Below are 23,113 nucleotides of genomic sequence, written 5' to 3' on the forward strand. Positions count from 1 at the left end.
CGATACCCCCGAAAACTTAGACGAGAACGTGCTCTCGGCTCTCCTGGGAGGACACGACGGCGAAGCGCCGCGCGAAGAGCCACATGCGATACACCAGGAAGATCTCGTTGACCAGCAGCAGCACGCTGGCGGCTGCCGAGACCGGGATGAGCGCCGCCGCTCCGATGAGGGGCGCGACCACGAACACGGCGGCGTGGAACTCGATTCCGCTGATGAGATGGGAGCGCACCCGCCTGCGCGCCAGGTACTTGTTGAGCCTGCGCATGAACGACGGGTGGCGCGCGGGCCGGACGACAACCTCCTCGGACACCGTGGGCTTGGGCGGCATGCCCTCCCTGATCGCCTCACGGACTCGCTTCATCTGCGGCGCGTTCACGTACCTGAACAGATCCAGGACGGCCACCGCCGCCCCCAGCACGATGAACTCGACGTTGTGCGTGAGCATGTACTGCCCGATGGCCAGCCCGGTGGCGCAGAACACCACCCGGACCCGGTCCCCCACGTAGTCGAGCCACAGGCCGAAGGGCGTCCCCGTGCCCTTCAGCCGGGCGATCTTCCCGTCGACGCAGTCGATCATGAAGCTGAGGTAGAACACGACCGCCCCCGCGGCCAGTTCGTCAACCGCGAAGCAGGCCGCCGACACCAGGCCGAGGACCAGCGAGAAGACCGTGAGCGCGTTGGGTGTGACGCTCGTGCGGTTGGCGACGGTCAGCGCGACCCGGCAGGCGACCGGGTCCACGAAGTACACGGTCCACCAGGAGTCTCTCCGCTTGCGTGTCGCGTAGACGTCATCGAGCGAATAGGTCCTCATGGATTCCAGCATGGCCACTCAGGGTCGGGAACCGATTACTCTCTGGAACTACTGGAAGATGTCCATGCCGCTTCTTGACCATCCCGGAAGACTCGGCCGAAGATCCGGCTCACCACGCGCGCCGTCGCGCCGCCGTCGTCGAGCTCGCAGAACCGCTCACGGAACCCCCGGTACGCCGCCGCGTACCCGGCCGCGACGGCGTCGAGGTCGGCCAGCGCCCCGATCAGCGCCTCGGAGTCGCGCACCAGCGGCCCCGGCGCCCCCGCCTCCAGGTCGAAGTAGAACCCGCGCAGCTCGTCCCGGTAGCGCTCCAGGTCGTAGGTGAAGAAGACCATGGGCTTGCCGGTGACCGCGAAGTCGAACATCACCGAGGAGTAGTCGGTGACCAGCGCGTCGGCGGCCAGGTAGAGCTCGGCGACGTCGGGGTGGCGGGTCACGTCCACCACGAACCCGTCGCCGGCCGGGATCCCGGCGGTGACGTTGCTGTGCCCGCGCACCAGCAGCACCGTGTCCCCGCCCAGCTCCGCCCTGGCCCGGTCGAGGTCGATGCGCAGGTCGAAGCGGTAGCGGCCGTGCGCGTGCTCGTCGTCGCGCCAGGTCGGCGCGTAGAGCACGGCCCGCTTGCCGTCGGGCACGCCCAGCGCCCTGCGCACCGCTCTGCCGCGCTCGTCGGCGCCGGGCGCGAGCAGCGCGTCGTTGCGCGGGTAGCCGCACTCGACGACCTCGCCCTCGAAGCGGAAGGCCCTGCGCATGATGGGCGTGCTGAAGGCGTTGGGCGAGACCAGCAGGTCCCACTGGCGCACGTCGGCGGCGAAGCGCTCCAGGTAGGCGGCGCCCTCCGCGCTGAGCACGGCGTCCATGTCGAACCCGATGCGCTTCAGCGGCGTACCGTGCCAGGTCTGCGCGTAGACCTGACCCGGCCGCTTGCGGAACCAGGCGGGCAGCGTGCTGTTGGCCACGATGTAGCGGGCCGTGGCCAGCGCCTCGACGTGCTCCCTGCTGCCACGCACCACGGACCGCGCCCCCACCGGTACGGCGAAGCGTCCCTCCCTGCGCACCCAGACGAGGTCGAGACCGCTGCCGGCCAGCGCCTCGAAGATGGCCCGCGGGCTGTCGGAGCACTGCTTGCCCTCCCAGCTGTCGAACACGACGCACTCGCGCACCGGCTCGCGGCGCAGCGCCGGGTAGACCTCCTGCTCCAGCAGGCGGCGGGCGTACCGGCCGCGTTCGTCGTCGGCCAGCGCCTGCCTGACGTTGAGCAGGAGCGCGCCGGTTGCGGACGAGCGCGGCGCGAACTCCAGGTCGTCGTGCACCCGGGCGGCGGGCAGGGGCGCCGCCCCGTCCGTGACGACCGGGCCGCCGCGGTCGTCGAGGAGTTCCCAGGCGCCGGGCAGCATCCCGGCCGGGTTCAGCACGGCGCGGAAGCGGTCGTCGTCCCAGGTGACCTCGAACGGGTGGGCGTCGCCCTCGATCCGCCGGCCGGCCCGCAGTCCGGCGGGGCCGCCGAAGTGGTGTCCGGTGACGACCAGTTCGCCGGCGGCCGTCCAGTGGGCTTCGGCCAGGACGGGGCGGTGGGGGCGCAGGACGAGGTCGGCGGAGCCGTACCCGGTCTGGGTGAGGACCGCTTCCTGCTCGCCGGCGCGCACGCGGACGGGCGGCAGGTCGTCGGCGGCGAGCGGGAGTTGTTCCTCGCCCGCCTCGAAGGACAGGCTCCAGCGGCTGTCCTCGCCCTCCCACAACATGGGGTCGGCGAGCGGGCTCCTCGGCGGGTCTGCGAGCTCGGCGGCGGGGATCGTCACGGTGAAGGCCTGGTGGCGCTCGTCCTCGGGGGTGAAGGCGGCCGGGCGGCGCACCTCGGCCCCGTCGCGCCGCCTGGTGGCCACGAGGACCGGCGGCTCGGCGCTGGCCAGGCGCCTGATCCAGCCTTCGACGAGCAGCCCGTCCTCGACCGGACGGCAGGCGGTGACGACCGCTTTCGGCTTGCGGACCCGGATCTGGAAGCGTCCCGCCTCGGTGAACAGCGGGCGTACCCAGCAGCGCTCGCCCACCGCGCGGGCGGCCGGGCGGCGCTCGGCGACGTCGGGCGACAGACCGGCGAGGCCCTCCCTGGCCTGTCCCCCGGCGGTGACGGCCACGCGCAGTTCCCACGTGCCGGGAGCCCAGCGCTCCCCCGTCTTCAGTACGCCTGCGGGCACCGCGGCCGTGAAGCCCGCCCAGTCGAGACAGACGTGCGACTGCCCGGAGGCGGCGGTGACGTCGGGCCGCCGCTCGCGCGTGAGCTTGAGCGTGACGCGGGTGCCGGAGCGGGTGTCCTGCAGCCACGCGCGCAGCCCGTCGCGCTCGGCCATCTCCAGCCGCTCGATGTAGGCGTGGCCGCGGATGCGCAGGGTCTCGCCGTGCCAGGCGGCCGCGTCGACCTTGGCGCGCAGGGACAGGTCGCGCTCGGCGCGCAGGAGCGGCTCGGGCAGCCGTGCGCCGGTCTCGGGCAGGTCGTGGAGCAGACGGCGGCGCAGCAGGCCCCGGCGCACGATGCCGGCGGGCTCCTTGGCGCGGCGCTCGGCCTCCAGCGCCCTGAGCAGCGCTTCCAGGTCACCGTCGGCGGCCAGCGAGAACTTCAGCCGGTGGGTGGGGCCAAGCTCGGCGATGACGGCCGCGTCCACCGTGTCCAGGTATCCGGTGGCGAGGTCCAGCAAGGTGCCGCGGTCCTCGGGAGAGGCGGCGGGCAGCGCCTCGATCACCCGCCGGACGTCGCCGATGAGAGCGGTCCGGTCGAAGGCGTTCTTCAGCTCGGGCGCCTCGGCGGCGAAGAAGCCGGCCACCTCGTGCAGGCCGCCGACGCGGCTGCGGAGGTTGGCCAGGTCGCCGTCGCGCTGGGTGATGGACGGCGCGCCGGCCCCGTCGCGCTGGCGGTAGTAGTAGACGACGTCCCTGACCACGTCGGCGGTCCCGGCCGCGACGTGGGCGCGCATGGTGACCGGCACGTCCTCGTACAGGCCCGGGGGGAAGGCGAAGCCGCGGGCGTCCCAGAAGGTGCGGCGGAACACCTTGTTCCACGCCGAGCGGTCCCACAGCAGGCGGTTGTCCCTGCGTACGTGGGTGCGGGGTCGGTCGGCGTGGAACAGTCCGCGTGGCAGCCACGAGCGGTGCACGCCGGTCGTGCCGAACGTGCGTACGTCGCCGGAGGCGAGGTCGGAGCCGGTGCTCTCCAGCGAGCCGACCAGCAGGTCGTAGGCCTGGGGCGGCAGGAGGTCGTCGCTGTCGGCGAAGGCGAGGTACTGACCGCCCGCCCGGCGCGCCCCGGTGTTGCGCGCCGGCCCGAGCCCCTGGTTCTCCTGCTGGATCAGGAGGAAGCGGGGGTCGCGGGCGGCGTACTCCTTGGCGATGACGGCGCTGCCGTCGGGCGAGCCGTCGTCGACCATGACGACCTCGATGTCGGTCAGCGTCTGCCGGGCGAGCGACTCCAGGCAGGGCCGGAGGTATCGCTCCACGTTGTAGAAGGGGACGACAATACTGATCTTCGGGCAACCCATGGGTCCAGCATCCTGAGGACGTACCGGGCGTGGCGCCGGCATCGCGATCAGCCGGGGCTCCCGTTGCCGAGATTTGGCGTCTCAGCCGAGAATCCGGTCCACCGCCCTGGCCGCGGCGTTGCCGTCGTCCAGGGGGCAGTACTTCTCCAGGAAGGCCGCGTCGTAGCCGACCTCGGCCGCCCTGACCGCCGCGACGAGTTCCCGCGTGGTGGCCGCCACCGGGCCCGGCGTCCCGGCGGCGTAGTCGAGGTAGAGGCCGCGTACGTGGTCGCGGTAGTTGGCCAGGTCGGGCGCGAAGAAGACCATGGGCCTGCCGGTCACCGCGAAGTCGAACAGCGCGGCCGAGTAGTCGGTCACGAACACGTCGGCCAGGCCCAGCAGGTGGGCCATCTCCGGGTAGGCGCTGACGTCGATCGCGAAGCCGGGCTCGCCGAGCGGCTGCATGGCGCCCGCGGCCCTGGAATGGGCGCGGACCAGGAGCACGTGGTCCTCGCCCAGTCCTTCGCGCGTCTCGGCGAGGTCCAGCATGAGGTTCATCCGGTACAGGTCGCCCCGGCCGATCTCGTCGTCGCGCCACGTGGGCGCGTACAGGACGATCTTCTTGCCCGGCGGGATGCCGAGCCGCTCGCGCAGGCCCTCGGCGGGCGGGCGGCGCAGCAGGTCGTTGCGGGGCTGGCCGACCTCGGCGATCTCGCCCCGGTAGCCGAAGGCCCGGCGGAAGACCTCGCTGCAGTACGGGCTGGGCGACAGCAGCAGGTCCCACCTGGCGACGTCGTCGGCCAGACGCCTGGCGTAGTCGATGGCGGCGGGGAACGGGTGCCGCCTGGCGTCGTGCCCGATCGTCTTCAGCGGGGTTCCGTGCCAGGTCTGGACGTATTTCTGGCCCTCGCGGGCGACGAACCACTCGGGAGCGCAGTCGTTGGAGACGATGAGCGCGGCCCTGGCCAGCGCGTCGACGTGCGCGGCGCTGCCGCTGAGCACCGTGCGCACGCCGGGGGGCGGCTCGAACCGGCCGTCCGCGGTGACCCAGACGCACTCCCGCGCGTCGCCCCTGCGGCGCAGCTCCTCGAAGATCGCGCGGGGGTTGTCGGAGTACTGGCGGCCCTCCCAGGATTCGAAGACGGCCAGGTCGAGGGCGGGCAGGGCGCGCAGGCGCGGATAGTCCTTCTCCAGGGCGCGCTGCAGCGCCGCCTTGCCCGTGGCCGCGAGGGCGCGGACCCGCAGCTCGGCCGTGTCCTCCGCGTCCGACTGCAGGCGCAGGTCGTGGGCGCCCACGGTGACCTCGGCGCCCGCCTCGCGCAGCGCGCTGTTGGTGAGGCCGATCGCGGACCGGCCGGCGTCGGTCGCCGCCGTGAGCTGCCAGGTTCCCGGGGCCAGCGGGAGGCTCTGCCCGAAGACCGGCATGGCGGCCGGGTCGAGCTCCACGGTGAAGTTCTGGTCCTCCCACATCACCGGCAGCTCGTGGACGCCGCCGCCGGCGGTGCGCTCCAGCCGGAAGACGGCGGGCCTGGCCGTACCCCGGTAGTGGCCGCGCAGGGTGAGGGAGCGCGCGTCGGTCCACTCGGCCGACAGTACGGCGGGCCGCCGCTCCCTGCTCGTCGCGGTGAGGGCGCCGGTCCGGGTGGCGCTCAGCCAGCGCTCGCCGCCGGGGGTGGCGCCGGAGCCGTCGGCCCAGTGCTCCGCGGCGAAGATCTTGAAGCGTTCCTTGCCGCTCTCCAGCCACACCGCGCCGGAGAATCCGGCGTCGTGCGGGATGAGGACGTGGAAGGCGGTCCTGTCCTCGCCGCGCAGGAACTCCACCGGCAGCCGGGTGGTGGTGTCGGCCGCGGTCAGCTCCCCCGTACGGACCGCGGTGAAGACGCGGCCCCGCAGTTCGAGCCCGCCGGGCAGGTCCGCGCAGGACTCGGCCACGACCCGCACCGCCCTGGCCCGCACCACCAGGTGACCCTTGCTCCTGATCGTCTCGACCTTGGCCGAGCGCGACAGCCAGCGGTTGAGCGACTGGGCGGGCAGCACGCGGGCGGGCAGGGGCAGCGGCAGTTCGGCGTGCGCTCGGCCGTTGCGCACCTCCACCAGGACCTCCCAGGTGGTGGCCGAGCTCGCCGGCGTCCAGAGGCCGGTCACGTCGAGGTCGGCCTCGAAGCCCGAGCCGTCGTAGACGCCCGGCTCGCAGCCGTGGGCCTCGCTGACGTCGGGCCTGCTCACCCTGCGGACCGGCACCTCTACGCGGCGGCCCTCACCGGGCTGCAGCCACATCCGGATCTTGGAGCCCGTGGCGTCGAGCCCCTCGAAGTAGGCGTGCCCGCCGACCCGGAATCCCGCGCCCGCCTCGCTGACCCGGTCGGCCTGCGCGAGCAGGTTCACCTCGGCGGGCCGCACGCGGAACAGCCGCGCGGGCACCCCGCTCTTCCCGCGCAGCGGATGGTCGACGTAGAAGTTGGGCCAGCGCCGCCGGACGGCGAACGCCCGGCCGGTGCGGCGGTCGGTCAGCAGCCTGGTCAGCTCGTCCGCCTCGCGCGTACGCACCAGGTGGTAGGCGAGCCGCTCCAGCCACGGCAGGGACATGGAGACGTCGCGCGGGATCGCGGCCAGCAGCGGCTCCAGCCGGTCGAAGAAGCGGCCGCGGTAGTCGTCGCGGCCGCCGTCGGTGAACTCGAACGCCTTCAGGAACGGCACGAGGTCGCTCCGCAGCACGTGCTCGTCATAGAGCGGCAGCAGCGCGGTGTGGTCGCGGCGCAGGAAGTCGCGCATGGTCTCGATCGTGGAGACGCGGTCCTCCAGGTGCCCGCGCTCGCGCCGGCTCTGCGTGATCGAGCGGGTGCCGGAGTCGCGCTGGCGCCAGTGGTAGACCACGGTGTTCAGGACGTCGACCGTGTCGGCCAGCACGTGCGCGGGGACCGCGACCGGCGTGTCCTCGTAGTAGCCGGCGGGGAAGGCCAGCTCGGCGGCGTCCCAGAACGCGCGCCGGTAGACCTTGTTCCACACGGTCCTGTCGGTCATGAGCACGGGCATGCGGCTGACGTGGGTGCGTTCGACGGTCGCGGCGAACATGTCGGCGTGCAGCGGCGAGCGCCACGTGCTCACCGAGTCGAAGCAGCAGACGTTCCCGCAGGCCAGGTCGGAGCCGGTGCGTTCCAGGCTCTCGATCAGCGTGGCGTACGCCTCCGGCGGCACGTAGTCGTCGCCGTCGGCGAAGGCCAGCAGGCGGCCGGAGGCCAGCGCGATGCCGGCGTTGCGGGCCGGTCCCGGGCCGCTGTGCCGCTGCTGGATCAGCGTGAAGCGGCGGTCGCGGCCGGCGAAGTCCTTGGCGATCACCGGGCTGAGGTCGCTCGACCCGTCGTCGACGCAGATCACCTCAAGATCCGGGAACTCCTGGGCCGCCAGCGAGGACAGGCAGTGCTCCAGGTAGGGCTCGACGTTGTGGAACGGTACGACGACGCTGAGCACAGGCGTCACGAAGCTTCCTCCCGATCGACGTGCAAACCGCATGTCAGCATGGCCAGAAGCGACACGATCACCGGGTCGCTTGGCGGGGAGCAGAGGAAAACCAGGCGATCTATTGACCTTCGCCGGCCGGCCTCCGCAGCCGCTTGGACAGCACCGCCACCAGGATCGGAAGCAGCATGATCCCGATCATGATGGGTGCGGCCATGTACCTGAACAGCTGCGCCGGGATGGCCGCCGTCACCGCGAGCTGGTGCCCCGCCACGACCACCGCCAGCACGAGCGCCGCCTGCCGCCGTCCGGCCCAGGCCAGCGCGGCCGCCGCGGCGTAGACCAGGTAGCACCAGGTCGCGCCGCGCCACAGCAGCCACTCGAACTGCTCGGTCAGCGACAGGCCCCTGACGAAGACCGCGGCGTCGTGCAGCGTCTGCGAGAGCGGGCGCGTGGCCAGGATCGGCCGGTACGGGCTGGCCGCCATCGTCTGGCCGGAGGCGCGCCAGCCGTACAGGTCTTCGGGGACGTTGGGCATGCCGACGAGCACGCGCTCGCCCGGCTGGGCGGGGAAGGCCACCCAGGCCACCGAGCCGCGGCAGAGCCGGGCGGCGGTGACCGCGTCGGGGGCGCGCTTGATCAGCCGCACCCACAGGCCGACGAGCTTCTTGTAGAGCCGGTCGGCGCGGGCGACGTCGAAGCCGGCGCTGAGGGTGGTGTCGGCGTTGAGGCAGTTGGCGTTGGACTTCCAGTGTTCCAGGGGCGCGATCCGCGCCATCAGCGCCAGGTCGCGTTCCTGGAAGGCGGCGGGACGGCGGGCGTAGGTGACGGCGATGTCGGAGTAGGCCGTGGCGTAGCTCAGCCAGGGGCGGACCGGGTCCACGCTCATGGCGGGATACGCGTAGGCGGTGACCAGGTAGACGGTCGCCAGGGGGACGGCGGCGGCGCCGGCCAGCCGTACCCGCGTCCCGGGAAGCAGGATGACGGCGAGGGCGAGCGCGATGGCGGCGAACAGGAAGCCGTTGTTGCGCAGCAGGCACAGCACCAGCACTTCCACGCCCAGCGTGACGATCAGCGGCCACGAGCGGCGGCGCAGCGCCAGGCGGCCCAGCGTCGCCGTCATGAGCACCAGGACCAGCGCGAACGGCACGTCCTTCCACACCGTGACCACGAACGTGCCGGTGGCGGGCAGCGCGGCCACCGCGAGTGCGGCGGCCAGGCACCACGCCCACGGGACGCCGAAGTCGCGCACCACGCACGCGAGCACGGCCAGCGTGAGCGCGGCGGCGGCGGCCTGGACGAGGGTGAGCGCGGCCAGGTCGCCGGTCGCGGCCAGCGACAGCCACACCAGCGCGTCGTAGAGGACCGAGTGGTCGGCGCGCCAGTTGCCGGTCGTCACCTGCCACACGTAGGTGATGGAGTCCCAGCTCATCAGGCCGGGATAGAAGGCCGCCCACCACAGCAGGTAGACGGCCAGGCAGCCGGTGAAGACGAGGGCGGGCAGCCGGTCGATCCTGGACGGCTTCGCCGCGATCGCGGTCCGCTCAGACGGGGACGCTTGGATGGTAGTCAGGTCGCTCACTCCGATGGCTCACCGCGGGGAAGACCCAGTAGCGGCAGAGGACGAAATTGACGGCCACGCCCACGCCGACCATGGCGGTCTTCGCGACCAGGTAGTGCGTGCCGAGCTCGACCAGCCCGAGCACGCCGACCAGGGTGAGACCGTAGTTGACGGCGCACAGCGTGCAGTAGCGCAGAAACTGGCGGCGCATCCGGCCGGGCGCGGCGGCGAAGGACACCGACCGGTTGAGCGCGAAGTTGACGACGAGCGCCAGCAGGAACGCCAGGAGGGTGGCCGGGGCCAGGCCGACGGCCAGGACGCTGTGCAGCAGGTACAGGGTGCCGAGGTCGACGGTGTAGCTCAGCCCGCCGACCAGCAGGAAGCGCAGCAGGCTCCTGAGCGTGGTCATGCTCAGCGGTGCTCGCGGCTGGACAGTCGCAACAGGGCGACCTCCTCGGCCAGCGTCCGCGTACGCTCCTCCAGGCGGCCGAGCTCCGAGCTGAGCTGCACGTTCACTCCCAGAAGCACGAGGCTGCCGAGGAAGAACAGCAGGTTCGCCGGCACCTGCACGCCGAGCATCGCGGCGGCTCCGGCCAGCACCTCGGGGAACAACGCGATCACCACGATCACCCCGGCGAGCAGCACCCAGAACGTGGCGTACTTCTCGCGCAGCTTCCTGCGGCGCAGCATCTCGAAGACGATCGAGACCGTGACGACGGCGCCGACCAGGCCCAGCATGTAGACGCTCATACTCCGGCCCTCTCCGGAACCTCGGCGGCGGAGACCGGTTCCCAGCGCCTGATCAGCGCCAGGCCCAGCGCCACACCGGCCCTGACCAGGTAGACGAGCGCGCGAAGGCTCGACTGGCTGGCCGTGCCGTACTCGCGGGGCCGCATCTTGACCGGGATCTGCCTGATCACGCAGCCGCTGCGGACCGCGATGACCAGCGACTCCACGGTGTCGCCCAGGTACTCCACCGGGTAGTGGACGGCGAAGATCGCCATCGCCTTCCGGTTGGCGGCCCTGAAGCCGCTGGTCACGTCGGTCAGCCTGGTCCTGGCCAGACCGGAGACGACCATGGCCAGCAACCGCATCGCCAGGCGCCTGGCGAACTTCGCGCTCGTGTACGTGCCCGCCCCCGCGAAGCGCGATCCGATCACGATGTCCGCCGACTCCACGGCGGCGACCAGCTTGCCGATGTAGCGCGTGTCGTGCTGGCCGTCGGCGTCAACTTGAAGGGCCACGTCGTACCCGCGGTCCAGCGCGTAGCGGTAGCCCGCGCGCATGGCGCCGCCGACGCCGAGGTTGTAGGGAAGGCGGAGCACGGCCACGCCGGTCGCTTCGGCCAGCGCCGCGGTGGAGTCCGCCGACCCGTCGTCCACGACCAGGATGTCGGCGTAGCCGCAGGCCCGTTCCAGCTCGTCGATGACCAGCCGGATCGACTGTTCCTCGTTGTACGCAGGAATGATGATCAGTACCCGCATCGCTTCCCCCTCCCTGTCAGGAAGCATGGGCGTCCAGGGCCGCACACGCTGCGCCTCGGCATGGTCCTGGTTCACTCCTTGCCGAGACTTGACGATCGGGCAGCCTGATCGCGACGACGATCCCGCCGGGCAGGTCGCGCACGACGGCGAAGTGCCGGGGTGAGAACTGGACCGGGGAGAACTGCGCCGTGCTGCCGTCGGCCAGCACGGGCCGCCACGTCCAGGCGGCCTTGCGCGCCCACAGCACGAAGACGTCGATCCCGCCGAACCTGCTCGCCCGCGTGGCCGCGGCGAACCGCTCCGGGTCGGTGATGGCGGCCAGCCGCTGGAGCTCGGCGTACCTGTCGTCCCAGCGCACGACGCTGAGGGCGGCGGTCCTGACCACGGGCAGGTAGCCGGGCCAGGGCAGGTAGGAGTAGAGGCGCTCGTCGACGGCCAGCGTGCGCGGGCGCACGTGCGGGCCGTAGTGCTCGCGGACGGCGCGGCGGATCTCGGCGACGGGGAAGGCCGAGGGCGGCGCCGTGCCCAGTTGACGCAGTTCCTCCTGCCCGGCCGCGCCGGTGGCGGGCATCCTGCCGTCGGGCAGCGGCTCGGCGTGCGCCCTCGCGGCGTGCACGCCCTCGGCGTGCGAGGCGGCGGCCGAACCCACCGGCACCGGCGACCAGGCGCGCCACAGGTGGCTGCCGGACCACACGACGCAGACGGCCAGCGCCACCTGCGCCCATGGCTTCACCGGCAGCTTCGGCACGAGCCAGGTCAGCGACAGCACGCCGGAGGCGAGCAGCAGGCCGTGCAGCAGGTGCATGGAGTGGTGCGCCATCCCGGTGTGCCCGGTGAACACGAAACCGACGGCGTAGGCCCCCTGGTAGGCGTACGTGCCGGCGATGAGCAGCGCCATCGGCAGGCCCCACCAGGTCCGGTTGCGCAGCACGACCGCGCCGACCAGGCCGGCGGCCTCGACCGCGCCCAGAAAGGAGGGTTGCATGAACGGGAAGGAGGAGGCGGCGACGGCCGGTGTCGCGTACAGGTCCGCGACGTTCTGGCCGCCGGTCGTGGCCAGCGTGACCAGGTACGGCGCCACGTACCAGGCCGAGACGGCCAGTCCGATGGCCACGACCCTGGTGAAGTACCACAGCAGGCCCCACCGGTCGGCGCTCTGCCAGAAGGCGCAGACGACCAGGGCCAGCAGGCCGGCTATGCCGTACAGGAAGAAGCCCAGGTAGAGCTGGACGATGAGGCCGAGCAGCAGCCCCGAGCCGAGACAGTGCATCCGCCCGCCCGGGCGGGCGGCCAGCGTGCCGAGCGCCCAGGGGATGAAGACGGCGAGTGCGAAGACCTCGTAGGCCTTCCACGGGTAGGAGAACGCGACCAGGCTGAAGACGGCGAGCGCCAGCGCGACCGGGGCGGTGGTGGTGCGTCGCCACAGGGCGTAGGCGGCGACGACGGCGGCGGAGGTCCAGACGATCTCCGCCTCCGCCAGCAGTTGCCAGGCGGGGATGCCGGTGAGCGCGGCGGCGCGGCCGATCAGCCAGGGGTAGAGCGGCGGGTACTCGGCGGCGACGCCCTCCACGATGCCGTCGCTGCTGGCCGCGACCACGCTGAACCTGGTGGCCATCGAGGCCATCCTGGCCATGTCGCCGGAGAGCCCGTCGAAGCCGAACGGCGTGCCGTGCAGGGCCACGCGCATGGCCAGCGCCGTCCACGCGGCGAACGCGGCGGCGGCCACGTCGTAGACGGCCGGGCGCCGCCACATCAGCGCCACCGCGAGCAGGGGTACGGCCAGCATGAAGCCCACGGCCAGCGGGAACAGGGTGCCGCGCAGCGTGAACGGGTCGGCGCCGGCCAGAGCGGGCACCAGGAGCGCCGGCGGCAGGAGCACCGTGTACACGCCGAAGGCGACCAGCGCCGCCCTCCCCGCCCGGACCGCGGGCTCCGCGGCGGTTGCGACCGGCGAGAGGCGAGGAGTGAGCAGGCGCACGCCCTCGACCCTCTCGCCGATCGGCGCCGGTGCGCCGCGGATTGACCTCCCGACATACCAATGGTGGGGCAATCAATTCCCCCGGCGGTGATTTCGTCGCACGATGCGAAAAGTGGATATCGCGGATATGCCACACTTGCCGGGGGTTCGCGAAGGGGAGGTGGTGCCCGGTGGTCGGGCGTGGAGTGGCGGTGCCGGCGGGGCTCATGGCGGGACTCGTGGCCGGACTCGTGGCGGGACTCGTGGTGGGAACAGCCCTTCCGGCGATCCCCGCGCAGGCGGCGAAGGTCAACTGCGCGAAGGCCAAGTGCCTGGCCCTGACGTTCGACGACGGACCGGGCAAGACGACGCCCGAGCTGCTCAAGGTGCTCAAGAAGGCGAAGGTCAAGGCGACGTTCTTCGTCATGGGCAAGCAGGTGGAGCGGCGGCCGGCCGTACTGAGGAAGACCGTCGCCGACGGGCACGCGATCGGCAACCACACCTACGGGCACCCGTCGTTGCCCTCGCTCATGGACGAGCAGGTCACGACCGAGCTGCGGCTCACGCAGGAGATCGTCGAGCGGGTGGCGGGGATCACGCCGAAGATGTTCCGCCCGCCGTACGGGCACACCGACGAGCGCATCGTGGAGCTGGCCGCGCAGGAGGGCATGTCGCAGGTCATGTGGACCGGCACCACCCTCGACTGGCAGTCGCGCGACGTCAGGAAGATCAAGGCGGCGGTGTTGCGGCTGGCCAGGCGCGACGGGGTCATCCTGATGCACGAGACCGTCCCGCAGACCGTGCGGGCCATGCCGGAGATCATCAAGGAGCTCAAGAAGCGCGGCTACACGCTCGTCACCGTGCCCCAACTGGCCGGCGGCAAGAAACTCGCGCCGGGAATGGTATATCCGTAATAGCCGGGTAGGGTTTGCCCCCAAGGTGCACTCTCCCCGGCCTCAGGACTCATGCGCGTTCTCCGTTCCACGTTCCTGCCCATCCAGATCGTGCTGCTCTGCTGGTGGGCGGCCTTCTACCCCGGCCTGTTCAGCCGTGACTCGGTCCTCTATCTGAGCCACACCCTGGCCGGACCGTGGATCAGCGACCACTCGGTCCTCTACGACTCCGTGCTGTGGCTCAGCATGCGGCTCACCGGCGATCTCGGCGCGGTGACGCTGCTGCAGACGACCGCGACGGCCCTCACGCTCACGTTCCTCGCGCGGGCGCTGATCGCGCTCGGGGCGCCGCCGCGCTGGACCAACGCCATGGCGATCCTGCTGGCGTTCCTGCCGCCGCTCGGCGCGTTCTCCGTCGCGCTGTGGAAGGACGTGCCGTTCACGATCTGCGCGGTCGCGATCGCCGGCGTCTGCGCGCGCGTGGCCGCCGACCGCGACCTCACCAACGGCCGCCTGGCCGCGCTGTCGGCCCTGTTCACGCTGCTGGGTCTCTTCCGCGCCAACGGCTTCCTGGTCGTGGCGATCGCCGTCGCCGCGCTCCTGCTCGTCGTGCCCCTTCTGAGGGTACGGCTGGCGCTGCTCGGCACCGCGGCGGCCGCCATCCCCCTGCTGCTCAGCAACCTGATCTTCCCGCTGATCGGGATCTCGGCGCCGAGCAAGACGTACGTCTACCACACCGCCTTCGGCGACATCGCGGTCGCCTTCCACGAGCGTCCCGACCTGTTCGACAACAGCGACCGGGCCATGCTCGCCACGATCGCGCCGCTCAAGCGCTGGGACAAGGGCGGCACCTGCCACACGATCAACCCGCTGATCTGGCGTGGCGACTTCAGCTGGCCGCAGGCCGACGCCCACGCCACCGAACTGCTCGACCTGTGGAAGCGGCTGCTGGTTCAGGAGCCCGGCCTGGCTGTGGACACCCGCCTGTGCAGAGGCGCGATCGCCTGGCAGCTCTGGGCCGACGACGAGGAGACCGGCGGCGACACCTACCGCTTCTCCCGCCGCCCCAACGCCGACTCCTACATCGGCGAGGACCAGGTGCCCGACTACCGGGGCCGCGAGGTCTTCACCCTGCGCCCGCTCAACGAGGGCCTGCACACGCTGGCCGGCACCTGGCTGGACGTCACGCTCAACAAGGCCGTCGACTGGATGCTGTGGCGCGGCGCGCTCTGGTCGTACCTGTCCTACCTCGCGCTCGCGCTGGCCGCCTGGTCGCTGCGCAACCGGTACGTGCTCGGCGTCGGCGCCATCGTCCTCGGCCAGCAGCTGGCCATCCTGGCCAACATCTCGGCCCAGGACTTCCGCTACATGGCCACGCCGATCTTCGTCGGCGTCATGCTGCTGCCGCTGCTGGCCTCTTCGTTCAAGCGCCGGTCGTAGATCTCGCGCGCCCGCGCGACGCAGGCGCTGTGCTTGCGCGACCAGTTGGTCACCGTCAGCAGCGCCTCATACAGCTCCAGCGCCATCGGCGTGGTCTGGTACTCCACCTTCGGCGGCACCGTCGGATACACCGTGCGCTCCAGCATGCCGTCGCGCTCCAGGTTGCGCAGGGTCAGCGTCAGCATGCGCCGGCTGACGCCCTCGACCGTGCGCTCCAGCTCCGTGAACCGGACCGGGCCCCGCGAGGCGACCACGATGATCTGGATCGCCCACTTGCCGGCGATCCGGTCAAGGATCTCGCGCGGCGGGATCGGGCACTGGCCCGAGTCGATGAGCGCCTGAGCGTCCGCCAGCGTCTTGAGCTGGTCTGGTACAGCGGTGTTCCCCTGGGACATGAAAGTGCCTTCTTCCATAGGCCCTGATGGTCACACACGATGTCCACTGTTACAAGTCGTTCCCCTAAGGAAGCATCGTGAAGAACAAGTGGACCGCCCTCGCCCTCCTCACCACCACCCAGTTCGTCCTCATCCTTGACTCCACCATCGTCGGCATCGCGCTGCCGCTCCTCGGCCAGGACCTGCGCATGGGCCAGGAACAGCTGTCGTGGGTGCACACGGCCTACTCGCTCGTGTTCGGCGGCCTGCTGCTGCTCGGCGGGCGCCTTTCCGACTTCTTCGGCCGGCGGCGGGTGTTCGTCGCCGGGATGTTGTTGTTCGCGCTCGCCTCGTTGCTCGGCGGACTCGCCTCCGGCGGGGCGCTGGTCGTGGCGATGCGGGCCGTACAGGGGATGGCCGCGGCACTCGTCGCGCCCGCCGCGCTGTCGCTGGTGATGACCATCTTCAACGGCGATCCCGACCGCGACCGGGCCATGGGCCTGTGGGGCGCGGTCGGCGGCGTGGGCGCCTCGACCGGCGTCGTCCTCGGCGGCGTGCTGACCGACTGGCTCGGCTGGCGTTCGGTCTTCTACGTCAACGTCCCGGTGGGCGTCGTCGTCGCCGTCCTCGCCCTCAGCCTGCTCCCCCGCGTCGCGCCCTCCGGCGCCCGCGGCTTCGACGTCCTCGGCGCGATCACCTCGACGGCCGGCCTCGGCCTGCTCATGTACGCCGTCGTGGAGTCGTCCCTGCCCCTGGGCGGCCTGGCCGTCGTTCTCCTGGCGTTGTTCCTGGTCATCGAGTCGCGCTCCAAGAACCCGCTGATGCCGCTCTCGATCTTCCGCAAGCCGTTGCTGCGCGCGGGCAACACGATCATGTTCCTGGTCGCCGCCGCCGCACAGCCGCTGTTCGTCATCCTCACCCTCTACACGCAGTACGTCCTCGGCTACTCCGCCACCGAAGCCGGCCTGTCGGTCGTCGCCATCTCCATCGCGATCGCCCTGACCGCCTCGACCGTGGGCGGCCGATTCGTCAGCCGATTCGGCATCCGCGCCACCGCCGTCACCGGCATGACCCTGATCACCGCCGGAGCCGTCGCGTACCTCCGCATCACCCCCGCCAGCACCTTCCTCGGCGCGCTGCTCGCCCCCGAACTCCTGACCGGCATCGGCTTCGGCCTGCTGGTGGTGGCCGTCACCATCGCCGCCACGGCGGAGGCCACGCCGGAGGAGGCGGGGCTGGCCTCAGGCCTGTTCAACGTGACCCCGCAGGTGGGCATCTCCATCGGCGTCGCCGCCCTCGTCTCCCTGGCCACCACCGTCTCCGGCCCCAACCCTTCGCAGGAGGCGCTGACCGCGGGATACCAGGCGGCGATCATGGCTTCGGCGGGCATCGCGGCGGTGGGGCTGGTGGCGGCGATCGTGATGCTGCCGAGCAGGCCCTCGAAGGGAACGGCGGCGCCGCTCAAGGCGAGAACACGAGCTTGACCAGCAGGTCGATGAGCTGCTCTCGCTCTGCCTCGGTCAGCGGGGCGAGGAGCTCCTCGTGCATCGCCACGAGCGCGGCTTCCAGCCGGGCGAACTGCTCCCGCCCCGCCTTCGTCATCGAGATGACGTTGCGCCGCCGGTCGTCGGGGTCCGGCGTCCGCTCGACCAACCCGCGCTCGGCCAGTTCGTTGATGACGGCGACCAGATCGCTGCGATAGATCCCGGTCCGGTCGCTCAGCTCGGCCTGACTGGCCGGTCCGGACTCGTGCAGGGCGACAAGGGCGCTGTAGTGCCACTTGCGCGCGCCCAGCTCGGCGAACCCGGAGGTCACCACCCGGTCGGCCTGGGCGGCGGCGAGGCCCAGCAGTCTGCTCGGCACCCTTCTGAGGCGGGCCGGGGTCTTCTCCATGGGCCAAGGCTATTGCGTTAGTGGCACTAACGATGTAATTTCGTTCGTGCCACTAACGTTTATCTGACTAACGGAGTACAGATGCCCACCATCGAGGTCCTCGGCTCGACCATCCACTACGAGGAGACCGGCTCCGGCACCCCCATCGTCTTCCTCCACGGCAACCCCGCCTCCTCCCACATGTGGCGCAAGGTGCTCCCGCTGGTCGGCGAGGGCCGGTTGCTGGCGCCCGACCTGATCGGCATGGGCCGCTCGGGCAAGCCCGGCATCGACTACACCTTCGCCGACCACGCGCGCTACCTGGACGCATGGTTCGACGCCCTCGGCCTGGAGGACGTGATACTCGTCGGCCACGACTGGGGCGGCGCGCTCGCCTTCGACCGGGCCGCCCGCCACCCCGGCACGGTACGCGGCGTCGCCGTCTTCGAAACCTTCATGCGCCCCCTCTCCTGGGCCGACCTGGGAGAGGGCCCACGCGCCCGCTCCGAGGCCATCCGCTCCCCCAAGGGCGAGGAACTGGTGCTCGGCACCGACTACTTCATCCAGACCGCCTACACCGGCGGCGTCCTCACCCCCGTGAGCGAGGAAGAAAAAGCGGCCTACCTCGCGCCGTACCCCACCCCCGAGAGCCGCCGCCCGATCCTGGCCTGGGCCCGGTCCATCCCGCTGGACGGCGAGCCCGCCGACGTGGCCGACCGCGTCGCCCACTACGGAAAGTGGCTCACGGCCAGCCACGAGACCCCCAAGCTCCTGCTCACCTTCGACGGCTCGCCCGTCCTGCTCATCACACCCGAGGTGGCCGAGTGGAGCAGGTCCGCGGTGGCGGCACTGGAGGTCGAGTACGCCGGCGCCGCGGGCCACCACGCCACGGAGGACCAGCCGGAGAGGATCGCGGCGGCGATCGCCGCGTGGGCCGACCGCAACAAGCTCCGCTGACCGGTTCAGGCACACAGCGTGCTGATGGAGCACGTGCCACGGCCGTTCAGCCGGAGTTCTATCTGGACCGCTTCGCCTTCGTCGAGGGACAGGTCATGCCGTTCCGATGATTCGTCGGCGTCCACCCAGATCATGTCGAACACCACCCAGGCGCCCCAGGCGTTCTTCAACCACAACCGCCCCCTCGTGTCGGCCTTGGTCTTGTTCACCAGCGTGAACTTCTCGCTGTAGGCATCGAACGCCACCCATGCCTTGGCGGCGGTGTTGTTCCACTGCAAGGTCGCGGCGCCGGAAACGCCCCCGGCGTCGCCGTCGTTGGGCCACCTTTCCCGTTCGCAGTCCCAGGAGCGTGGTCCGGCTTGAGCGCTCGCCGCCGGGGACAGCGACACGACCGCCAGCATGCTCGCGACCATGGTTGCCAGGATGCCGCGTGCCAGTTTCACCGTTGACTCCTTTTCGCGCCCGCCGTGAGGCTGCCCCATGGGATCGATGCAGGAGTCTAGGGTCGGCCGCTTTGGATTCGCTTTACCCGCGGCCCTTCCCCCGGCCCCGCCAGGGGAAGGGCTCATGGGTGTCGGCCTTCAGCGCAGGTCGGCCGGATCGACGGCGTTCGCCACCGCCCGGTACCCCGTGTCGTTGAGGTGCAGGTGGTCACCGGAGTCATAGGCAGGGTCGAGCTGGTCCCCGTCGGAGGACGAGGCAAGGACGCGGTCCAGGTCGAGCACCGCGTCATACTCACCCGACGTGCGGATCCAGGCGTTGACCTCGTCCCGCTTGGCCTCGCTGACCGCGTCGTAGTACTGCGAGCCCTTCATCGGCGGCAGCGTCGCGCCGATGACCCGCACACCCTTGGCCCGCGCCTGCCGGATCAGCTCACGGTGCCCGGCGATGACCTGCCGCGCCGAGACATCCGTGGGCGGCGCGCCGATCGGAGAGGGCGCCCGGCTCATCCCGATGTCGTTGATGCCTTCCAGGACGATGACCGTGCCCACGCCCGGCTGGCTCAGTACATCGCGCCGGAACCGCGACGTGCCCTTGTCGCCGAGCTGCATCGAGTCGACCGTCACCCGGTTTCCACCGATCCCCTGATTGAGTACGGCCCGCGGCCGACCGGCGGCGGCCAGTCGCTCGGCCAGCTCGTCGGGATAGCGGTTGTCGGCGCCCGGCTTCGACCCGTAGCCGTCGGTCAGCGAGTCCCCGAAGGCGACCACGCCCCGGCGATGCGTACCGCCGATGACGTCGACCCCGCTCAGGTAGTACCAGGACACTGTGGTCTCGGTGAACGCCGCGCCGCCCACGTCGGCCCGGTGGTCGCCGCTCGCGCGGTAGCTGGGCGCCATGGCCTGGGCGTGGTAGGTCGCCGGACCGGTCGGCGCGGCGAGGTAGAGCGTGACCGTGACCGAGCTCAAGGCCTCCACCGGCAGCGGCACCGGATCACTCGCGATCTCGGCCCCGGCCGAGACCGAGAAGGCCCTCGCACCGTTGACGGTGAGATGCCGAACCGACCCACGCCGAACGGCGGCGCCGTCCGCGGTCCGCGCGACCGTGGCCCCCGCGACCTTCAGCGGGGTGGTCCCGTAGACGTTGGACAGCCGCACCCGGGCCGCCACACCGCCCACGCTGATCCGGACCACCTGGCGAACCGTCTGCTGGGAGAAGCCCTCCTCTGACCAGTTCGGCGTGTAGTTGACGCCCGGCCGCTGCGGCGAAGCGGTCCAGGTGGCGGCCCAGCCACGGGTGCCGCTCTCGGCGGACGCGACCCCCGTTCCCGTGGTCACGGCGGCGAGGACGAGGGCGAAGGCGATGGCGAGTCGTCGGGGTTGGACAGGCAAGGGATGTCTCCTCACGAAAGTCGCGCACGTGGGGGCACGGGCGCCTCACATGGGGAAATCATCGCCGCGGAGCCGCCCGCGATCATCGCCCTGGGGGCGTTCGTCCGGCTACGACGTCCAGGGCAGATCCGGGCCCGGCACTACGACGTGAGGAGCAGGCTCGATTGACTTCTTAGAGCCTCTATGTTTACTTAATGACTCTAAGAAATCTAGAGCCTCTAAGGCATCTGCCGTTCTGACCGTCAAGGAGATGTGCGCGTGAAAGTGATCATTGTGGGCGGCGGCATCGGCGGGCTCGCCACGGCCGCCGCCCTTCACCAGCGTGGGATCCAGGTGGAAGTCCTCGAACGCGCCGCCGAGTTCACCGAGGTGGGCGCCGGACTGAGCATCCAGCCCAACGGCCTGCGCGCGCTGGACGCCCTCGGACTGGGCGAGCGTCTGCGCGCCGGCGTCCTCGCCGGTCCGCCCGCGGGCATCCGCGGCAGCCGGGGGGACTGGCTGGTCCGCCACGATGTCGACGACCTCAAGCGCCGCTTCGGCCCGTGGGTGACCGTGCACCGGGCCGCACTGGTCGACCTGCTGAGAGCGGCCGTGCCGCCCGAGGCTCTGCGGGCCGGCGTCGCCGTACAGGATGTGCGGCCCGACGGCACGGTCCGCCACAGCGGCGGCGTCTCCACCGCGGACGTCGTGGTCGGCGCCGACGGCGTGCACAGCGTGACCCGCGCCTCCCTCTGGCCCGGCCTCGCCCGTCCGCGCTACGTCGGCTACACCACCTGGCGCTTCATCGGCCCGCCCCAACCCGTCGAGGAGAGCGTGGAGACGTGGGGCAGAGGCGAACGTTTCGGGTACCTGCCGATGCCCGACGGCCGTATCTACTGCTACGTGATGGCCAACGCCCCGGCCGGCTCCGACATCGGCCTGGACGAACTGCGCGAACGCTTCGCCCGCTGGCACCGGCCCATCCCCGCGCTGCTCGAGTCCGTGCACGAGGAGGCGGTGGTGCAACGCGACACCTACGAGCTGCCGACGCTGCCCACGTACGTCTCAGGAAACGTCGCCCTTCTCGGCGACGCGGCCCACGCGATGACGCCCAACCTGGGACAGGGCGCCTGCCAGGCGCTCGAGGACGCGGTCACCCTCGCGCACGCGCTGGACACCCTCGGGCCGCACGCGGGACCGGCCGCCTACGACCGCGCCCGCAGGCCCCGGACCCAAATGATCGTCCGCCGCTCCCGCCAGGTCGGCGCCCCCGCGCACTGGACGTCCGCTCCCATGACCACGCTGCGGGACGCGGCCCTCCCCCTCCTGCCCAAGATGTTCTTCAACCGCTCGCTCGCCCCCACCTACACCTGGACGATCTGATGACCCTCCCCCGTCTCCTGATCATCGCCGTCGCGGCGATCACGACCTTCGGAGCCGTACTCGCCGACCTGGTCATCCCCGACCTCGCGGCGCAACACGCGTTCAACCCGTCGTGGCCGCCCCACGCCAAGTTCCACGATGCCCAGTACATGGTGATGACCGTGCTTCTCGGCCTGACCGGCCTGGCCCTCGCGCTCCGGCGAGACCGGAACACCTTGCTCCACGCCGCCGCCATCCTGGCCGTCCCGTGGCTTGGCATGGTCGGCGCGCTCCTTTTCCCCGGCACCGCCACCTACGACCCGGAGTTCGCCGACCGCACCGTCTTCGTCCTCGGCCTGCACGGGCAGGTCTTCATGGCGATCGTCCTGCTCGCGGCCCTGCTCGTCGCGGCAGCGGCGACCCTCCGCGAGCCCAGAGACACCGCCACCCGGTCATGAGCGCGGCACTCTGGCCGGGCGGCGTCGTCGGATGATCCCTCGCAGGCGAGCCCGGCGGCTGCGGTCTCGAATCATCGGAGTGCAGCTCCCGTCCCCGGCGCGGTGATCGATCACGCGGATCTCACCGGGTGGTGACCACAGCGCAGTCCAGCCCAAGACGGGTGCGCCTCGGGCTGGACCGCTACATGTCAGGCGTCGTCGCCGCAGCCGGGCGAACGCACGAACGTGGTCGTGGCGGCGGCCGAGGCGTTGCCGGAGCCGTCCACGGCACGGACCGTGATCGTGTTGTCCCCCACGGGCACGATGCCGATGGTGTAGGCCCCGGCGCCGCGTACCCAGCCATCGTGCGTGCCGTTGACCAGGACCTCGTAGTCGATCGCGGACTGCGGATCGGCGTTGTCACTCGACTGCGTCCAGGTCAGGTCGACGGTGAAGCACGCGTACCTGGCCGTCTTCGCCACCAGCCCGGTGGGAGCCGACGGCGCGGCCACGTCCGTACGCGCAAGCGTGTCGAGCGTCAGGGTGTTCGACGAGGGCGACACGCCTATGGCCGTACGAACCGCCCGTGCCACATACGTGTGCGACGACTGCGCGGTGAGCCCCCGCAACGCCAGACCGATCGTCTCCGTCCCGTCGAAGGGCCCGGCGGGGATCGTGGCGACGACCGCGCCCCCGTCGAGAACCTCGTAGTAGCTGATGTCCCAGCTGTCGTCCGGCTGTTCGAAGGCGAGACCGACCCGCGCGGAGGCCACCTCGGTGGCCCGCAGGTTCGCCGGTCCGGGCGGGATCACTCCCGGTCCGCGCGTGGTGATCGTGAGGGTACGGCTCGGCGGCGAGGTGTTCCCGGCGTCATCGGCGGCGATGACATGGAAGGAGTACGTGGCGCCCGGAACCAGCCCGGAAGCGGTGTAGCGCTGGAGCCGCGTGGTCGTGACCAGAGCCCCGTGCTGGTAAATCCGGGCACGAAGGACGCCCACGCTCCCGGACGTGTTCTGGGACCAGTGGAAGGAGATCTGGGTCGCGGTGACGGTGTCGACGCGCAGCGGCTCAGGCGCGGACAGAGCGACGGCCGCCGAGCTCGGAGGGGACAACATCACCGCGGCCACGGCCACCGCGGCGAGGATGGTGGCGAACCTGTGGAGGCGCTTGATCATCTCTGGTTCCCTTC

General features: G+C 71.3%; 19 protein-coding genes. 6 read left to right on the forward strand and 13 right to left on the reverse strand.

All coding sequences use genetic code 11. The annotated features are described in order from the left end of the window. Positions 1-16 precede the first annotated feature (16 nt). From ACIBHY_RS40910 to ACIBHY_RS40945, 8 genes are all read right to left on the reverse strand, one after another. Positions 17-811, reverse strand: a complete 795-nt coding sequence (locus ACIBHY_RS40910) for a CDP-alcohol phosphatidyltransferase family protein (protein WP_397256574.1) — start codon at positions 809-811, stop codon at positions 17-19. A 35-nt stretch (positions 812-846) separates the two neighbouring features. Next, positions 847-4,383 (reverse strand): CDP-glycerol glycerophosphotransferase family protein, encoded by a 3,537-nt coding sequence (locus tag ACIBHY_RS40915; protein ID WP_397309555.1) that lies wholly within the window; start codon positions 4,381-4,383, stop codon positions 847-849. 39 nt (positions 4,384-4,422) lie between these two features. Beyond that, positions 4,423-7,797 (reverse strand): CDP-glycerol glycerophosphotransferase family protein, encoded by a 3,375-nt coding sequence (locus tag ACIBHY_RS40920; protein WP_397309556.1) that lies wholly within the window; start codon positions 7,795-7,797, stop codon positions 4,423-4,425. A gap of 100 nt (positions 7,798-7,897) precedes the next feature. Then, a complete protein-coding gene (locus ACIBHY_RS40925; protein WP_397309557.1) occupies positions 7,898-9,358 on the reverse strand; it encodes a hypothetical protein in 1,461 nt (486 codons plus the stop codon). Beyond that, the gene (locus ACIBHY_RS40930) at positions 9,321-9,746 is read right to left on the reverse strand and encodes a GtrA family protein (RefSeq protein WP_397256582.1); all 426 of its coding nucleotides are present in this window, start codon (positions 9,744-9,746) and stop codon (positions 9,321-9,323) included. Before ACIBHY_RS40930 ends, ACIBHY_RS40925 begins: the two co-directional genes overlap by 38 nt. 2 nt (positions 9,747-9,748) lie before the next feature. After that, complete coding sequence (locus ACIBHY_RS40935) at positions 9,749-10,087, reverse strand: DUF2304 domain-containing protein (RefSeq protein WP_397093576.1); 339 nt, start codon at positions 10,085-10,087, stop codon at positions 9,749-9,751. Further along, positions 10,084-10,821 carry a glycosyltransferase family 2 protein gene (locus ACIBHY_RS40940; protein WP_397256584.1) on the reverse strand — a complete coding sequence of 246 codons (738 nt, stop codon included), beginning with the start codon at positions 10,819-10,821 and terminating at the stop codon, positions 10,084-10,086. Before ACIBHY_RS40940 ends, ACIBHY_RS40935 begins: the two co-directional genes overlap by 4 nt. Positions 10,822-10,837: 16 nt before the next feature. Then, complete coding sequence (locus ACIBHY_RS40945) at positions 10,838-12,799, reverse strand: arabinofuranosyltransferase (RefSeq protein ID WP_397309558.1); 1,962 nt, start codon at positions 12,797-12,799, stop codon at positions 10,838-10,840. A 170-nt stretch (positions 12,800-12,969) separates the two neighbouring features. Here ACIBHY_RS40945 and ACIBHY_RS40950 point away from each other — a divergent pair, with 170 nt between their 5' ends. Beyond that, positions 12,970-13,692, forward strand: a complete 723-nt coding sequence (locus ACIBHY_RS40950; RefSeq protein WP_397256587.1) for a polysaccharide deacetylase family protein — start codon at positions 12,970-12,972, stop codon at positions 13,690-13,692. Positions 13,693-13,743: 51 nt separating this feature from the next. Continuing rightward, positions 13,744-15,111 (forward strand): hypothetical protein, encoded by a 1,368-nt coding sequence (locus tag ACIBHY_RS40955; protein WP_397309559.1) that lies wholly within the window; start codon positions 13,744-13,746, stop codon positions 15,109-15,111. Here the strand turns inward: ACIBHY_RS40955 and ACIBHY_RS40960 are convergent. Then, entirely contained in the window at positions 15,036-15,506 is a 471-nt protein-coding gene (locus tag ACIBHY_RS40960) for a winged helix-turn-helix transcriptional regulator (RefSeq protein ID WP_397256591.1), read from the reverse strand. The two genes, ACIBHY_RS40955 and ACIBHY_RS40960, sit on opposite strands and share 76 nt — an antisense overlap. 77 nt (positions 15,507-15,583) lie before the next feature. On the opposite strand from ACIBHY_RS40960, the gene ACIBHY_RS40965 reads away from it, so the two are divergent. After that, complete coding sequence (locus ACIBHY_RS40965; RefSeq protein ID WP_397309560.1) at positions 15,584-16,969, forward strand: MFS transporter; 1,386 nt, start codon at positions 15,584-15,586, stop codon at positions 16,967-16,969. Here the strand turns inward: ACIBHY_RS40965 and ACIBHY_RS40970 are convergent. Beyond that, positions 16,947-17,378 (reverse strand): MarR family winged helix-turn-helix transcriptional regulator, encoded by a 432-nt coding sequence (locus ACIBHY_RS40970; RefSeq protein WP_397256594.1) that lies wholly within the window; start codon positions 17,376-17,378, stop codon positions 16,947-16,949. The genes ACIBHY_RS40965 and ACIBHY_RS40970 overlap by 23 nt on opposite strands. Before the next feature lie 81 nt (positions 17,379-17,459). Here ACIBHY_RS40970 and ACIBHY_RS40975 point away from each other — a divergent pair, with 81 nt between their 5' ends. Continuing rightward, entirely contained in the window at positions 17,460-18,314 is an 855-nt protein-coding gene (locus ACIBHY_RS40975; RefSeq protein ID WP_397309561.1) for a haloalkane dehalogenase, read from the forward strand. A 5-nt stretch (positions 18,315-18,319) separates the two neighbouring features. Here ACIBHY_RS40975 and ACIBHY_RS40980 read toward each other — a convergent pair whose 3' ends face one another. Beyond that, positions 18,320-18,757, reverse strand: a complete 438-nt coding sequence (locus ACIBHY_RS40980) for a hypothetical protein (protein WP_397309562.1) — start codon at positions 18,755-18,757, stop codon at positions 18,320-18,322. 138 nt (positions 18,758-18,895) lie between these two features. After that, complete coding sequence (locus ACIBHY_RS40985) at positions 18,896-20,146, reverse strand: SGNH/GDSL hydrolase family protein (protein ID WP_397309564.1); 1,251 nt, start codon at positions 20,144-20,146, stop codon at positions 18,896-18,898. Positions 20,147-20,404: 258 nt separating this feature from the next. Here ACIBHY_RS40985 and ACIBHY_RS40990 point away from each other — a divergent pair, with 258 nt between their 5' ends. Both ACIBHY_RS40990 and ACIBHY_RS40995 read left to right on the forward strand, forming a co-directional pair. Then, positions 20,405-21,508 carry an FAD-dependent monooxygenase gene (locus tag ACIBHY_RS40990; protein WP_397309565.1) on the forward strand — a complete coding sequence of 368 codons (1,104 nt, stop codon included), beginning with the start codon at positions 20,405-20,407 and terminating at the stop codon, positions 21,506-21,508. Beyond that, the gene (locus ACIBHY_RS40995; RefSeq protein WP_397309566.1) at positions 21,508-21,945 is read left to right on the forward strand and encodes a DUF6640 family protein; all 438 of its coding nucleotides are present in this window, start codon (positions 21,508-21,510) and stop codon (positions 21,943-21,945) included. Before ACIBHY_RS40990 ends, ACIBHY_RS40995 begins: the two co-directional genes overlap by 1 nt. A gap of 188 nt (positions 21,946-22,133) precedes the next feature. On the opposite strand, the gene ACIBHY_RS41000 is transcribed toward ACIBHY_RS40995, so the two are convergent. Next, the gene (locus ACIBHY_RS41000) at positions 22,134-23,099 is read right to left on the reverse strand and encodes a fibronectin type III domain-containing protein (protein ID WP_397309567.1); all 966 of its coding nucleotides are present in this window, start codon (positions 23,097-23,099) and stop codon (positions 22,134-22,136) included. Positions 23,100-23,113 lie beyond the last annotated feature (14 nt).

Origin of the sequence: Nonomuraea sp. NPDC050547 (assembly GCF_044457345.1) — a bacterium.
In the GTDB taxonomy this organism is placed as follows: domain Bacteria; phylum Actinomycetota; class Actinomycetes; order Streptosporangiales; family Streptosporangiaceae; genus Nonomuraea.

Excerpts from the sequence above, each read along its gene's own strand:
- ACIBHY_RS40910 (WP_397256574.1), bottom strand. The coding sequence starts at position 811 with ATGAGGACCTATTCGCTCGATGACGTCTACGCGACACGCAAGCGGAGA.
- ACIBHY_RS40915 (WP_397309555.1), bottom strand. The coding sequence starts at position 4,383 with ATGCCGGCGCCACGCCCGGTACGTCCTCAGGATGCTGGACCCATGGGT.
- ACIBHY_RS40930 (WP_397256582.1), bottom strand. The coding sequence starts at position 9,746 with ATGACCACGCTCAGGAGCCTGCTGCGCTTCCTGCTGGTCGGCGGGCTG.
- ACIBHY_RS40935 (WP_397093576.1), bottom strand. The coding sequence starts at position 10,087 with ATGAGCGTCTACATGCTGGGCCTGGTCGGCGCCGTCGTCACGGTCTCG.
- ACIBHY_RS40940 (WP_397256584.1), bottom strand. The coding sequence starts at position 10,821 with ATGCGGGTACTGATCATCATTCCTGCGTACAACGAGGAACAGTCGATC.
- ACIBHY_RS40955 (WP_397309559.1), top strand. The coding sequence starts at position 13,744 with ATGCGCGTTCTCCGTTCCACGTTCCTGCCCATCCAGATCGTGCTGCTC.
- ACIBHY_RS40960 (WP_397256591.1), bottom strand. The coding sequence starts at position 15,506 with ATGTCCCAGGGGAACACCGCTGTACCAGACCAGCTCAAGACGCTGGCG.
- ACIBHY_RS40970 (WP_397256594.1), bottom strand. The coding sequence starts at position 17,378 with ATGGAGAAGACCCCGGCCCGCCTCAGAAGGGTGCCGAGCAGACTGCTG.
- ACIBHY_RS40975 (WP_397309561.1), top strand. The coding sequence starts at position 17,460 with ATGCCCACCATCGAGGTCCTCGGCTCGACCATCCACTACGAGGAGACC.
- ACIBHY_RS40995 (WP_397309566.1), top strand. The coding sequence starts at position 21,508 with ATGACCCTCCCCCGTCTCCTGATCATCGCCGTCGCGGCGATCACGACC.
- ACIBHY_RS41000 (WP_397309567.1), bottom strand. The coding sequence starts at position 23,099 with ATGATCAAGCGCCTCCACAGGTTCGCCACCATCCTCGCCGCGGTGGCC.